Genomic DNA, 13,577 nt, shown 5'->3' with positions numbered 1-13,577 from the left:
AATATGATTTTATCTTGATGTCAAAGTATTTCTTTCGGATCGCAAGTGAAATATACGTTCTATAGGTATGTTATTACCAATAACGTTCCATACTGATCTGTCCCGGTGAACGTCTAAGGTGCTTCTTCAGTCCAAACGCAGAGAGGGCTTCAACAGCATCCTTTATCATATCTGGATTGCCACACAACATAACTTGTGAGTTTTCGGGTTCAATCTTTAGACCGCAGTGCTTTTGTATGTCCCCACTTTGAAGTAATGATGGTATCCGTCCGTTAAGCCCCGTCGAAAAAACTTCTCTGCTTGTGATTGGAACGAACTTAAATTGCGATGGACGATGTTTCACTAATGCTTCGATATCTTCTAAATAAGCTAAGTCCTGTATTTTTCTGGCCGCGTAAACTAGGATAATATGTTGAAACTTATCCCAAACAGCTTGGCTTTGAAGTATCGATAAAAAAGGACCCACGCCTGTGCCGGTAGCGAGCATGAACAATAGTTCGCTTTGCGGCACTTCCTCGACGGTTAAGAACCCAGTAGCAGGAGACATCAACTTTAAGTCATCGCCCTTTTTAAGCAAATGAAGTTTAGGAGAAAGGCTACCATCAATTACGGGTACCGCCATAATTTCATAAAAGTCCTCATTGGGGGAATTTACCAGTGAGTATGGTCGCGACAATATCTGGCCTTCGGGGGTTGGCAAACCAATTTTGACGAATTGGCCTGCAGTGAATCCTGGAAAATCTTGACAAGTAAAGCGCAAACTAAACAAATGCGAATTCCAATCAATTCGTTCTATTATATGAGCGTCGAGCCATGCAGCCATCATCATCTCCATCATCTATAAACGTTAAATAGAAAGTACTATAGTTGTGCTAATTAATGAACCCTTTTTAAACGTTCAAGCAATAGACTTTTATATGTAAGTTTATGCTAAAGCTATTGTTTTTCATCTGAAATTGTAAGAATTTTACTAATCGTTATGCATAGTGTGTATGCAAGTACACGTATAAGGTTTAGACTAAATTGAAATATCCTGTCTCAACTGGCTTGATTATTGCCTTGTTAGAGTAACTCTTGGTTAAAACTAAAAGAAAACATGAAAAATATTGCTAAAAATTTGGTCCACTTTTGTACGCAAAAGCCTAAGACGGTTTACGCTATATTGGCTGTATTGGCCTTAATTTTTACAGCGCAAATACCGCGCATAAAAATTGATACCGACCCAGAGAATATGCTTGATGCGGAGCATCCTGCGCGTGTCTTTCATAACGAGGTGAAAACGCGTTTTGCTATGCATGACGCAATCGTGGTTGGCGTAGTTGATTCGAGCAACGAAAATGGTGTATTTACCCCTAATACACTAACTGACATATATGACATTACAGAGTCAATATTGTCAATTGATGGGGTCATTTCGGCTGATCTAATGTCAATTTCAACAGTCGATAACATTACGCAGTCAGAGCCGGGAACAATCCGTTTTGAATGGATGATGGATAAAGCTCCGAGTACTTTGGAAGAAAGTACTCAAATTCGTGAATATTTGGCCAGGCTCCCTTTGTTACAAGATACGCTTGCTTCAGAAAACGGCAAAGCGGCGGCTATTTACGTACCTATTAAAGATAAGAATGAAAGCTACAATATTGCAGAGAAAATACGAGCAGATATAGATAAATTAGATGGTGGAGCAAATTGGTACATCACTGGATTGCCTGTTGCTGAGGATCAGTTTGGATTTGAGATGTTTATCCAAATGGGAATTTCAGCCCCCTTAGCCGGAGTAACAATTTTCATCCTCTTGTTTTTCTTCTTCCGCAATGTCCCATTAATCATTGCACCAATGGTAGTCGCGATGGCTACAGTGATGATAACCATGGGCGCTTTAATTGGTATGGGATACACGGTTCATATTATGTCATCAATGATTGCCATCTTCTTGATGCCAATAGCTGTGGTAGATTCAGTACATATTTTGTCGGAGTTTAGTGATCGTCATAAACCGGGTGCGGACCTAAATGAAACGATAGAAGAAGTTGTCGGGCATTTGTTCACGCCAATGCTATACACATCAGTTACTTCTTCAGTAGGTTTCTATTCATTAATGCTCACGCCAATACCGCCGGTTCAGATATTCGGAGCCTTTGTTGGTACAGGTATCTTGTTAGCATTTATAATTACCATTACTTTTATGCCTTCGTACCTCTCACGCATGAATAGCGCATCTCTTGAAAAGCTTCAATTAGTCATGCACTCCCAACAAGGTGGAAGTCGCATTGCTTCACTTGCTAAACTCTTGGGTTCAATTGCCCTGAAGTTTAAGTCTTCACTGGTAATAGGCTTTGCAATCGTATTTGCGATCTCCGTTTGGGGTGTCACTCAAATTCAAATCAATGATAACCCTGTGCGTTGGTTTAAAGAGAGTCACGAAATTCGGGTGGCAGATAAGGTCTTGAATGAGAATTTCGCTGGAACATATGATGCCTATGTTGTGCTCAAATCCACTCATGCGCTAGTACCTGTTCAGGAATTGCTAACGTCAAACAAGCCTGAGAGTTTGAATGATTGGGCAGCCAAACAAGTGAATGAGCTCTCAGAGCAACCTTTGAGTGAGCAATATCAACAACTGTTAATCAATATAGATGACAAAATGTTTTCAGATATTACTGACCTCGAGAGCGAATATTTAAATGACTTATTAGTAACAGCGGAGTCAGCATTAAGCCAGTCCAAAGCGTTCCAATCTCCTGAGTTGCTGAGCTATATCGAGACTTTACAAACATATTTAAAAGACTCTGGTCTTGTGGGTAAGTCGAACTCCCTGTCCGATGTTGTGAAGGTAGTTAATCGAGAATTGAGAAGCGGTGATGAGAAAGATTACACGCTGCCTAATTCACCACAAGCTGTTGCACAAACATTATTACAGTATCAATCATCTCACCGGCCAGATGACTTATGGCACTTCGTTACACCTGACTACCAGCAAACGTTAATCTGGTTACAACTGACTTCAGGTGATAATCAGGATATGAGCAAAGTAATTGCCTTAGTCGACGAATTTGTAGGCCAACAAGCATTACCTCCCGGTATCGAGTTAGATTGGGCTGGTAAAGCTTATTTGAATGTAGTTTGGCAGGACAATATGGTGGCAGGCATGTTGGATAGTTTAATCAGCGCCTTTGTCATTGTTTTTATTATGATGGTGTTATTGTTCCGTTCCTTCGTTTTTGGTGCTTTAGCTATGCTGCCTTTAACGATTACCATTACGTTTATCTACGGTTTAATTGGTATTATTGGCAAAAACTATGATATGCCAATAGCGGTTCTTTCAGCGCTAACCCTTGGCTTATCTGTTGACTTTGCGATCCACTTCCTAGAAAGGGCGCGCGAGCTTTACATGCAAACCCAAGATGTAAAAGAAACCTTTGCTTTAATGTTTGATGAGCCAGCAACAGCGATTACTCGCAACGCCTTGGTTATCGCATTTGGATTTACCCCGTTGTTATTTGCTCCTTTGGTTCCATACATTACTGTAGGTATATTTTTAGCAAGTATCATGGCTATTTCAGCACTAGTGACTTTATTAATTTTGCCCGCGGTAATGAGCATGGCAAAACGAATTGTATTTAGATAAAAGAGGAAAGCGAAAATGTTAAAGAAAGTATTGAATATTGTGACCTTGAGCTTACCACTGTTAATCGCAATGCCTTTAAATGCACAAACGACAGACGTCAGTAAAGTAGCAAATGGTGACGAGTTGCCTAGTCTTGCATCTTCACAAAAAATTGATGTGGCGGAATTAGTGATTAAGGCTGAGAAAGCGGCTTACTATGCAGGCAATGATGGACGTTCCGATGCACGTATGATGATTGTTGATGCGCAAGGCAGAAAGCAAATGCGTCAATTTACTATTTTGCGCAGAGACATTGCAGATAATGGCGATCAACAAATGATGGTGTTTTTCTCACGACCTGCCGATGTTAAAGATACTGTATTTCGTGTTGAAAAGCGCACGAACCTCGCGGTTGAAGATGATCGCTGGCTCTACTTGCCTGCACTTGATTTGGTAAAGCGTATATCCTCTGGAGACAAGCGTACCTCATTTGTGGGCTCACACTTTTTCTATGAAGATGTTTCTGGCCGCGCAATATCGGAGGATAACTTTGAATTAATTGAGCAAACAGAAAGTGCTTATATTTTAAAAGCGACACCAAAAGACGCTTCAAGCGTCGAATTTGAACACTTTATAGTGACAATCGACAAAGCAACATATTTGCCTGTAAAGATCGATTTTTTCAAAAAAGGCAATGATAATTACCGCAGAGTTGAGGCTGTTAAAATTGAAGACATTCAAGGCTTCCCAACAGTTGTTCGTTCAAAAGTAAGTGATTTAACAAACGGCGCTTATACTTTGATGGAATTTCGCAATATCAGCTTCGATATTGGCTTAGGTGACGATGTTTTTTCAGAGCGCAGTTTGCGCAATCCTCCTCGCGAATGGTTAAACTAATATGAAGCAAGTACTCGCAGCGTTTTTTTCAGCGTTGATACTATCAAGCTCATTTGTACCAGTCATTGCAATCGCTCAAGAAGGTGATGAATGGGATATGGACGAGTGGGGTGAGGAAGAAAAAGTATCCTATCGATACTCAGGCTTTGTTGAATTAGCAGTGGGTACGCGGCTATCTTCTGACCCAGTTATCAGCACAGATAAAACACTGGCAGACTTAAGAGCACAACTGCAATTCGATAAAGATTTTGAAGCCTCGCGTTTTAAATTTACTGCCGACGCTTACTATGACGGAGTACTTGACCAAAGCAAAATCCAAATTCGTGAGCTAGCTTGGCAAGGCAGCTTGAATTCAATTATCGATCTAGGTGAATGGAGTCAGCAATTTGATATCAAAGTTGGCCAGCAAATACTAACCTGGGGAACGGGTGACTACGTTTTCCTGAATGATTTATTTGCCAAAGATTTTCAGTCCTTTTTTGCTGGAAGGGATGATGATTATTTGAAAGCACCATCCTTATCACTGAAAGTATCTGGCTTTTTCGACTTAGCGAATGTTGATTTTGTAGTGACTCCCAAGTTTATGCCAGATACCTATATCAACGGTGATTATTTTTCGTTCTTCTCGCCATTTGCGGGTATGAATGTCGCGCCAAGTTTTGATGTCACTTCGCCTAATAAACCTAGTTCGCCGGAATTTGCCCTACGCGTTTACAAAACGATCGGTTCTACGGAGTATGCAGGCTATGCTTATAAAGGCTTTCATAAATCTCCATCTAGTTTCACGACGCTTGGTGAACCCTATTTCGCCGAATTGAACGTATTTGGAGCAAGTGCAAGAATGCCTTTCGCAAGCGGCTTGTTAAACTTCGAATTTGCCTACTATGATTCAAGAGAAGATGAAAATGGAAGTGAAGCATTGGTTCCGAACAGTCAGACACGTTGGTTGATAGCCTACGAGCAAGAACTTATTAAGAATTTAACGGCAAGCGCTCAATTGTATTTAGAGCGAACCAGTGATTATGATGCTTTGATGCAAAATTCGCTGACGCCTGAATATGAGCCTAACGAGAACAGAGTCTTAGTTACTCAACGTCTTATGTACAGAGCAATGCAGCAAACCCTCACGTTAAATTTATTTAACTTTTATTCGACAAGTGACGAAGATGGTTATTTGAAATGGAGTGCTGACTATAGCCCCGTTGATCAATGGAAGTTATCCGGCGGCTTTAATCTGTTTTATGGCAAAGATAAATTTAGTTTCTTTAATCAATTTGAAGATGCGAGTAATGCTTTCATTCGGTTTAAGTACTTTTATTAATATTTGACTATTTGCATGTCAAAATTAAGCTGTCGATGCTTATAAACATAAGCGATAGATTGTCAACTAACGGAGACTTGAGCGCAGCTTAGTAGTGCTTATTCCTGAACTTACTCGTATTTTAAGCCGTGCTTCTGTAATTTTCGATAGAGTGTTCTTGTGCTGACATTAAGTTTGCCGGCTAACTCCTCAATGTTAAATTCTCGAGCATCGCACAGTCTTTTTAGGTAATTAGCTTCAGCTTCATCTAAACTAAGCACGTCACGTTTAGAATCATTCGAATTCGAAGTGGGTATGAATATTTGCTCGGGCAAATCTTGAACTTCAATGATGTCCTCATTTGCCAGCAGGGCAGCTTGTTCAACAATGTTTTTTAGTTCTCTAATATTGCCTGGGAAATCATATTCAGATACACGCTTTAAGGCTGCTTTGCTAAACTTTTTATGACGTAATTCGGATTGCTTTAGAAAGTGCAAAACTAAAGAAGCGATGTCATCTCTGCGTTCTGAGAGTGGAGGAAGTGAAATTGGAAAACCGGCAATTCGATAGTAGAGGTCCTTGCGAAATTGACCTGCATCCACAAGCTCCAATAAATTCTTATGACTTGCACAAATGAGCCTGAAGTCTGCTTTGCGTTGCTTTAAGCCACCGACAGTGCGATAGCATTGTGTTTCAAGTAAACGCAACAACTTAACTTGCATACTCAATGGTACGTCTGCGATTTCATCGAAGAAAACTGTGCCTCCGATGGCCACGTCAATCAAGCCTCGTTTGGCGTGCGTTGCTCCGGTAAATGCGCCTTTCTCGTGGCCAAATAACTCGGATTCAAAAAGGTTTTCATTTAAGCCCGTGCATTCAATTACGACGAAAGGCTTTTCTGCTCGTCTGCTCGACTCATGCAGTGCCTTTGCGACCAATTCTTTGCCCGTTCCCGTTTCGCCATGCAACAAAACCGCAATTTCAGATTTCGCTGCGCGATTAATTTTTGTGAGCATTGCCTTGAATGGCTCTGAGGCACCAATCATTTTGTTGGTTTCAGAATCTGCGGAAGCAAACTTAATTCTATCGAGAATTTCTAAGAAACCCATCGTTATGCCGTCTGCATCCTTGATGGGTCTCATGAGAATGTCACAATAAGTTTTGCCGCGCTCAGTATTATGTATATGGACTACGCTACTTGCCCTATCGGTTTGAATACAAGATTGAATAGGGCATTCCTCGCCATGCTTGTCACACGGAGATGTGTGCCCATGAGAAATTTCGAAGCACCGACTTTTGCCAATCATAACCTCATTTTCATAGGTGTCTCGATAAGCTTTATTGACGGCCAAAATTGTGTACTGGGTGTCAATAAAAATGGCGGGCCGCTCAACTGAGTTGATCATGGCTTGAATGACGGAAATATTCATAATGTAAATGCGAGTACTCTGACAAAGTTGACTCATTATGTGACAAAAATGACGCTAACTACAAGGCGTATTCAATGATTAAGTCAGTGATTTATTTATTTACTATGTAAAACAGTGTCTTAAAGTGCTGTAACTACTGGCACGACTATTGTTAGTAAATTAGTTAAGAGCAAGAGTAAACTGGCAAAAACGAGTTTAAAACTTAAGTAATTGAATTTACTTTACTTGTAAGTTCAAGGGCGACGATAAGCTCTTGTGTAGATACTAATTAATCTCAGTATTAATCGATTTGCATTTTGAATTGTAAAGCAACTGTGGAGTAAAAAATGAGTAAACTTAATATCCAGTCCTTCTTCGATCAAGCGACGCAAACAGTGACATATGTGGTGACTGATAAGGCAACATGTTCAACAGCGGTTATTGACCCTGTTTTGGGTTTTGAGCCAAGTTCTGGAAAGCTCACTTCAGAGAGTGCAGATAAGATCATTGCGTATTTAGATGAAAATGAACTGCGCCTAGAGTGGATATTGGAAACTCACGCTCACGCTGATCACATAACTGCTTCAAGCTATATCAAAGGCAAAAGAGGCGGACAAATAGGGATCGGTGAGCATATAAAAACGGTACAAGGCGCATTTAAAAAAATATTTAACTTACATTCGGAACTTCCTACGGATGGAAGTCAGTTCGACTTTCTATTTGAAGATGGTGAAATTATTAGTCTAGGACACTTAAATATTCAGGTAATGCATACTCCTGGGCATACTCCAGCTTGTGTCAGTTACTTAATCGAAGATGCCGCTTTTGTTGGAGACACTATTTTCATGCCTGATTTTGGTACGGCACGTGCAGACTTCCCAAATGGCAGTGCAAGTACCTTGTATCAATCAATTCAAAAAATATTATCATTGCCCGATCAAACTAGAATCTTCGTAGGGCATGACTATAAAAGCGACACCCGCGATGAATATGCGTGGGAAACGACAGTATTTCAAGAAAAACGCAATAATATTCATGTGAAAACGGGCACTAGCGAAGCGGATTTCATCCGCCGACGTGAATCTCGCGATGCAAATTTGCCAGTGCCAAAGTTGCTCTTACCTTCTATCCAACTAAATATTAGAGCAGGGAAGTTACCTGAAAAAGAAGCTAACGGTGTTTCCTACTTAAAGTTGCCACTTAATATGGAGTTCGGCGGATGATATTTGATCCAGCCATTTGGGTAGGCGCAATTCTGATGGGCTTAAGCTTAGGTTTGCTTGGTTCCGGCGGGAGTATCTTAACGGTTCCCTTACTTGTTTATATTGCTCATGAACCTGAAAAGATGGCGATTGCAGAATCCCTGATGATTGTTGGTTTAGTTGCCTTAACGGGCAGTATTTCTCAGTTTATGAAGCGTTTGGTAGATATAAAGCTTGTGATGGTTTTTGGGATTCCTAGTATGTTTGCAGCCTATTTAGGTGCGTATTTATCACAATTTGTGGGCGCGCAGGTTCAAATGTTGATATTTTCTTTTGTAATGCTGGGCGCTAGTGTTTTTATGTTAAAGCCTCTCAAGGCGCCTGAAAATTCAGAGAGTACGCAAAATGAAAAAACAAACTCTCATCTAAGCTCAAGTCAATATTTGGTATTGGTTGTCGCGGGTATATGTGTGGGGACCTTAGCTGGATTAGTTGGAGTCGGTGGTGGATTTTTAATTGTGCCAGCTTTATTACTGATTGCTAAAACAACTATGAGAAAAGCTATAGCGACAAGTTTATTCATAATAGCGATGCAAAGTTTTGCGGGCTTTGCAAAATATAGTTATTTGCTGAACACACAAGAATTTACTTTTAACCTGCCACTCATGTTCTTAGTGACTGCTTGCGCCATCGCCGGCGTTTTGGTCGGAGGAAAGATTGTAAACAAATTGCCGCAAGCTCGTTTGAAACAATTTTTTGGAGTGGCGCTCATTCCACTTTCGTTGTTCATACTATTTTCTAACGTTTAATTAAGGGTAATCTATGCCAAATAATCAAGCGAATCCTCAAAGCGAAAAAGTAATTACCATTACACCTCATTTTTCAGTTTCGGGTCAGATAACGGAAAGTACATTGGAAGCCTTAGCTTTGAAGGGGGTTGATACCTTAATCAATGTAAGACCCGATAACGAAAGCGAAAATCAAATGAGAGATAAAGATTGGCGGGCACTGGCTCAAAAATTTAAACTAAACTACGTGTTTATCCCGGTCATTTCCTGCCAATACACGCAACATGATGTTGAGCGATTCAAAGCAGGCTTAGCCTTGTCTTTAAATAGTGCGCATAGTTTGTGTCGCACAGGTACTAGAGCGGCTCATCTTTGGGCATTAGCAAATCAAGAGACAATGCCGTTTATTGAAATTGAAAAACGGTTGAAGAGTGCGGGCTACGATTTAGATAAAATTTCCAGTATGTTCAAAAAACATTGAGCCTTACATAGTAAAAGAGCTTCCCTTCGCGGAATTACTAATATTGTGCATCAACTCATCAACTCATCAACTAATCAATTAAATGAACTTCTTGGTAGCTTTTTACTATTCCTATCATTGAAACCAAGGCCCATGTTACCTCGAGCGAGAAAACGGGGTAGTTTGCCTCCAGCCATAGCTGCGGTAATAGTACCAATGCCGCATAAACGTTTACCGCTAAATACGCCCTTGAAGATATTCGTTTTGCAGAAAATAGAAAGTAACTTGAACAAAAAAAGTAAGCGGCAGACCAAGCTAAAATGTCGTAGAACTGAGTTAATTCTATAAATAAAAAAGAGCTTAGTACGCTAGCAAGTAAAATGCCGGAAAAGGCAAAATATGATTTTGCGTTAATTTTGATTGAATCCATTTTCACACCGCTTAACAACAATGCGCTAATGAGCATCCAAAAACCGTTGATAGCAGCAGCCTGCCAGGATGAGAGATATACCGATTGAACGGTTAACGACGTAGCCGCTATTAGATTACCTAAAAAGTAGATTTTAGGTCGCCACTGCTTCACTAGACTAATATAAGCATGATTAGCAAGGTACAAAATCGTACCAAACCAACCAACAATTAACATCAACATCATTAATTTAACTTTATGTGCATATTACGAACCATCAGCTCTTTGCCAACGTGTGGACCATTTAAAATAACAACTTTACTTGTCAGCATCATGTTGCGATTAATATTTGAATTCGTGTTTGGATTTCGAATTGCCTCGCTCCAATCGAGAACAACAACTTTTGTGCCTATTGGTAAAGTATAATTGCGATCACTATCTTCAAGGTCTTGACCTATTATCGCTGGAAAGCCTTCTGCGGGGATTAATTCCGCGACATCCGCATCGGGTGCTTTCACTGTTCGATTGTCCTGTGGAGTAGCATTACCATACTTTAATTCAATTGCTTTATTTAGTTTGTCGATAACTTTTTTACCAAAAGCAGTCTTAGGAGCAATAACATGGAATTGCTCCGTGTCTTGAATGCTTTGAATTGGACGGATAAGCTGTCTTTGATCTAAAAAGTAAGTGTTCAAAAGTGACTCCATGACTCCGCTCGCCATTGGCAGCACATCAATTTCTCCTTTCATCAAGGCAAGTAAAGCGGCCATATCCGATTCAAACTCTTTGGCTTCTCCGAGTAAACTATCAATATTTTCGCCATAACTATAGCCGACGACTGTACCGACTCTTAGTTTGTTTAACTCCTTGATTTGACTTAACTCTGTGTATTGACGATTGAAAAATAATCGAATTGAAATATTCACAATCGGTTTTGAAAAGTAAAATTGTTCTTTTCTTGCTTCAGTAATAAAGTATGGAAAAGAGATTGCATCTTTCTTCAATTGCATAAGAACAGTTGCATCTGTGTATGGTACATAGCGGAACTCGATATCAATATCCGCGTATTCACCGAGTATTTTTAGTGTTTTAGCAGAAGTGCCCAGTTCAGCACCTTTGTCATTAATGTAAGGTGCGAAGGTATCAACGTAGACAATGACTTTTTCCGAGTCTGTAACGTTGATGTTATTAGGTGAGTTATGAGCAAAACTGAAAGATGTATTGATTACTATAGCGAAAACAATACTGCTAATAATTGTGCCTATATAATTAATAGTCCGTTTCATCATTTATCCTTTTACCTTTTTATAGGTAACAAAAATTAAACCTGCAATGACCACTGCCGCAAAGAACATGGTATCCGCGGGTATATCTGCGATCATTGTTAAGAATTCTGAAGGCCCCCCGTCATTATGATCGAGTGTTGGATTGGCCATTGCTTCTCTGCTGAATTGCGTAATAAAGAAAAAGAAATCTAAAACCGTGAATAGGCTAATACCAATTAAAATATACTCAGTTTTCGAAGCACTTATTTTAGCTTGACGACTATCAGAATCATTTATCTTATCGGCACATAAATCGAGCATGGCATTACCATTGTCAACTAAACGCTCATACTCCCAACATGCAAAAATATCTTTAATTAACCAGCTCTTACGGCGAGTTAAATGCCTTAAACATTCATTGACAGACACCTGATGTAATTTAAGCAGAACACGACTTCGTTCCAATGCTCGTTTAGCTCGTTGAATTTCGCTTTCAAGTTTTTTGTTTTCCCCTTCAAAAGCCTGCTCTATCGCTTGCCTGACTTTTCGATTACATTTTTCTTGAGCGCTATAACAATATTGAGCCAGTATCAGGGTTTCAAGGCGATAATCATCTTTTTCAACGTTGCTTTCGTCGCCGTCACTACACTCTAAAATGACATACTTTAACCATGTAATAGACTCGCTTTTTTGACCCGAAAAAATTAGTTCTGTATCCTCGGGTCGATGCGTGTCTTCGAGCCACTCTTCAACAATTGCTTTACTTTCATTTTGAGACAATTGTTCGTTTGATAGCTGTATAGCACGAGAGGGCCAATATACTTTGCCAGTGCTTTCTTTAGCCTCAAAGATAGCGTTGGTGTCTGCAAGTTTTTCCTCAAGATTGTCTAATACTTGGTTAAATACTAATTGAGCTTTATTAAGAAGAAACTCAGTCTCCATTAAGGCTACGCGATCCAGTTGCTTAGCTGAATTAGCGGCTATGTCTGTGAGTTTTATCTCAGCAACTGCAATATGATTTGGAAACACATGAAAAACGACATCAACAAGCATTTCATTTTTGTTTGCAATTTTTGCATGCCAACTAAATAGCCTTAGAGTAGAAACGTCATCAGCAATTGATACGTACTCTGAGCCTTTGAAAACATCGCTAGCGCTTACTGATTCATTTATATCGTAACGAATCGCTGAATCTAATTGGCTCATTTTTATGAGTGTTGAAATAGAGTCAGGATTGTCTTGCGTTGAGCCTAACGGAAAGCCAAATTTAATATCCATAGGACAAATTGTCGTTATATTCCATGTTAGCTCATTTGCTTGTAGATTTATTTCAGTCATTAATTATCTCGGGTCTCATTTTTTTCTATTTTTCTTATGGTGAAGCCATCATGATCAGTTCGGTAATCGTCTTCCATTCCCATGCCCTTAATTTCTCTGCCTGCTAGCTTACTTAACCATTTTAAGGGCAGGATGCGCGAAGCAATATGTGCTCTGTTCGCTTGATTACCAAAAACGATACGCGCTTTGTTGCGCATAATTGAAGTAGCGATATGTAAGGCAATTTCTCTCGGCTCAGTTTTCAAGAACAACTCTTTGAACTTCTGACTTTTTTCTAGTCTTGTGATGTTGGTATTAATGCCACCAGGATGCACCAAATGTACTTGAACTTGAGGGTACACAAGTTCTAGCTCCGCTCGCAAGGCTTCGGTATATCCTCGAATAGCAAATTTACTTGCACAATAATCAGCGGTATTTGGTGGAGCAATCATGCCAAAAACACTAGAGACATTAACTAAAGCAGCCCAAGGACGTTTGCATAAATACGGAAGTGCCGCCTTGCTGCCATAAACCATGCCATAAAAGTTCACATTCATCACTCGATGAAGCAAGGCATCGTCAGAAGCCCATGCGGGCTGTGCCGAGCCCTCAATACCAGCGTTATTAATCACAACGTCTATCTGCCCGCAGTGATTATCAGCTGCCGCTAAATAGCTGTGCCAGTCATCTTTATTGGAAACATCGAGAACACAGGAGTACACAATCAATTTAGGATGCGTCGCCTTTAGTTTTTCAACGAGTGATATAAGTGCTGCTTCATCTATGTCGCAAAGTGCAAGCTTACTTCCGAGCTCCGCAAAGACAAGCGCCAAAGCTTCGCCAATACCTGAGCCTGCGCCCGTTACTAAAACGGTCTTGTTAGTAAAAAATGTGCTTAAGGAGCTTGATTGTGAAGGCAT

The 13,577-nt window shown here is 40.1% G+C and carries 12 protein-coding genes; 6 read left to right on the top strand and 6 right to left on the bottom strand.

The window, feature by feature from the left end:
* Positions 1 to 73: 73 nt before the first annotated feature.
* Entirely contained in the window at positions 74 to 823 is a 750-nt protein-coding gene (locus ACKLNX_RS17455) for a ferredoxin--NADP reductase (protein ID WP_412973297.1), read from the bottom strand.
* A gap of 273 nt (positions 824 to 1,096) precedes the next feature.
* On the opposite strand from ACKLNX_RS17455, the gene ACKLNX_RS17450 reads away from it, so the two are divergent.
* From ACKLNX_RS17450 to ACKLNX_RS17440, 3 genes are read left to right on the top strand one after another with little or no spacing between them, the layout of a single operon-like run.
* A complete protein-coding gene (locus ACKLNX_RS17450) occupies positions 1,097 to 3,631 on the top strand; it encodes an efflux RND transporter permease subunit (protein ID WP_412973296.1) in 2,535 nt (844 codons plus the stop codon).
* Between the two features lie 15 nt (positions 3,632 to 3,646).
* Positions 3,647 to 4,507 carry an outer membrane lipoprotein-sorting protein gene (locus ACKLNX_RS17445; protein WP_412973295.1) on the top strand — a complete coding sequence of 287 codons (861 nt, stop codon included), beginning with the start codon at positions 3,647 to 3,649 and terminating at the stop codon, positions 4,505 to 4,507.
* A gap of 1 nt (position 4,508) precedes the next feature.
* Positions 4,509 to 5,828: a hypothetical protein gene (locus ACKLNX_RS17440; RefSeq protein ID WP_412973294.1), complete on the top strand. Its 1,320-nt coding sequence runs from the start codon at positions 4,509 to 4,511 to the stop codon at positions 5,826 to 5,828.
* Positions 5,829 to 5,938: 110 nt separating this feature from the next.
* Here ACKLNX_RS17440 and ACKLNX_RS17435 read toward each other — a convergent pair whose 3' ends face one another.
* Positions 5,939 to 7,237, bottom strand: a complete 1,299-nt coding sequence (locus ACKLNX_RS17435) for a sigma-54 interaction domain-containing protein (protein ID WP_412973293.1) — start codon at positions 7,235 to 7,237, stop codon at positions 5,939 to 5,941.
* Between the two features lie 326 nt (positions 7,238 to 7,563).
* Between ACKLNX_RS17435 and ACKLNX_RS17430 the strand changes: the two genes are divergently transcribed.
* From ACKLNX_RS17430 to ACKLNX_RS17420, 3 genes are read left to right on the top strand one after another with little or no spacing between them, the layout of a single operon-like run.
* On the top strand, positions 7,564 to 8,439 hold the full coding sequence (locus tag ACKLNX_RS17430; protein WP_412973292.1) for an MBL fold metallo-hydrolase: 876 nt from the start codon (positions 7,564 to 7,566) through the stop codon (positions 8,437 to 8,439).
* Entirely contained in the window at positions 8,436 to 9,227 is a 792-nt protein-coding gene (locus tag ACKLNX_RS17425; RefSeq protein ID WP_412973291.1) for a sulfite exporter TauE/SafE family protein, read from the top strand. The genes ACKLNX_RS17430 and ACKLNX_RS17425 overlap by 4 nt, the downstream gene beginning before the upstream one ends.
* A gap of 13 nt (positions 9,228 to 9,240) precedes the next feature.
* Complete coding sequence (locus ACKLNX_RS17420; RefSeq protein ID WP_412973290.1) at positions 9,241 to 9,687, top strand: TIGR01244 family sulfur transferase; 447 nt, start codon at positions 9,241 to 9,243, stop codon at positions 9,685 to 9,687.
* A 70-nt stretch (positions 9,688 to 9,757) separates the two neighbouring features.
* Here ACKLNX_RS17420 and ACKLNX_RS17415 read toward each other — a convergent pair whose 3' ends face one another.
* The 4 genes from ACKLNX_RS17415 to ACKLNX_RS17400 are packed head-to-tail and all read right to left on the bottom strand — an operon-like array spanning position 9,758 to position 13,577.
* Positions 9,758 to 10,321 carry a CBU_0592 family membrane protein gene (locus tag ACKLNX_RS17415; RefSeq protein ID WP_412973289.1) on the bottom strand — a complete coding sequence of 188 codons (564 nt, stop codon included), beginning with the start codon at positions 10,319 to 10,321 and terminating at the stop codon, positions 9,758 to 9,760.
* Entirely contained in the window at positions 10,321 to 11,361 is a 1,041-nt protein-coding gene (locus tag ACKLNX_RS17410; RefSeq protein WP_412973288.1) for a substrate-binding periplasmic protein, read from the bottom strand. Before ACKLNX_RS17410 ends, ACKLNX_RS17415 begins: the two co-directional genes overlap by 1 nt.
* Positions 11,362 to 11,364: 3 nt before the next feature.
* Entirely contained in the window at positions 11,365 to 12,678 is a 1,314-nt protein-coding gene (locus tag ACKLNX_RS17405; RefSeq protein ID WP_412973287.1) for a hypothetical protein, read from the bottom strand.
* Positions 12,678 to 13,577, bottom strand: coding sequence for an SDR family NAD(P)-dependent oxidoreductase (locus tag ACKLNX_RS17400; RefSeq protein WP_412973286.1), 900 nt, complete (start codon positions 13,575 to 13,577; stop codon positions 12,678 to 12,680). Before ACKLNX_RS17400 ends, ACKLNX_RS17405 begins: the two co-directional genes overlap by 1 nt.

Origin of the sequence: Glaciecola sp. MF2-115, assembly GCF_047250385.1 — a bacterium.
Classification (GTDB): Bacteria; Pseudomonadota; Gammaproteobacteria; order Enterobacterales; family Alteromonadaceae; genus Glaciecola.
This window is presented reverse-complemented; position numbering and strand designations above follow the sequence as displayed.

Excerpts from the sequence above, each read along its gene's own strand:
- ACKLNX_RS17440 (WP_412973294.1), top strand. The coding sequence starts at position 4,509 with ATGAAGCAAGTACTCGCAGCGTTTTTTTCAGCGTTGATACTATCAAGC.
- ACKLNX_RS17400 (WP_412973286.1), bottom strand. The coding sequence starts at position 13,577 with ATGCCTTCACAATCAAGCTCCTTAAGCACATTTTTTACTAACAAGACC.
- ACKLNX_RS17420 (WP_412973290.1), top strand. The coding sequence starts at position 9,241 with ATGCCAAATAATCAAGCGAATCCTCAAAGCGAAAAAGTAATTACCATT.
- ACKLNX_RS17455 (WP_412973297.1), bottom strand. The coding sequence starts at position 823 with ATGGCTGCATGGCTCGACGCTCATATAATAGAACGAATTGATTGGAAT.
- ACKLNX_RS17425 (WP_412973291.1), top strand. The coding sequence starts at position 8,436 with ATGATATTTGATCCAGCCATTTGGGTAGGCGCAATTCTGATGGGCTTA.
- ACKLNX_RS17405 (WP_412973287.1), bottom strand. The coding sequence starts at position 12,678 with ATGACTGAAATAAATCTACAAGCAAATGAGCTAACATGGAATATAACG.
- ACKLNX_RS17410 (WP_412973288.1), bottom strand. The coding sequence starts at position 11,361 with ATGAAACGGACTATTAATTATATAGGCACAATTATTAGCAGTATTGTT.
- ACKLNX_RS17445 (WP_412973295.1), top strand. The coding sequence starts at position 3,647 with ATGTTAAAGAAAGTATTGAATATTGTGACCTTGAGCTTACCACTGTTA.
- ACKLNX_RS17450 (WP_412973296.1), top strand. The coding sequence starts at position 1,097 with ATGAAAAATATTGCTAAAAATTTGGTCCACTTTTGTACGCAAAAGCCT.
- ACKLNX_RS17415 (WP_412973289.1), bottom strand. The coding sequence starts at position 10,321 with ATGATGTTGATGTTAATTGTTGGTTGGTTTGGTACGATTTTGTACCTT.
- ACKLNX_RS17430 (WP_412973292.1), top strand. The coding sequence starts at position 7,564 with ATGAGTAAACTTAATATCCAGTCCTTCTTCGATCAAGCGACGCAAACA.
- ACKLNX_RS17435 (WP_412973293.1), bottom strand. The coding sequence starts at position 7,237 with ATGAATATTTCCGTCATTCAAGCCATGATCAACTCAGTTGAGCGGCCC.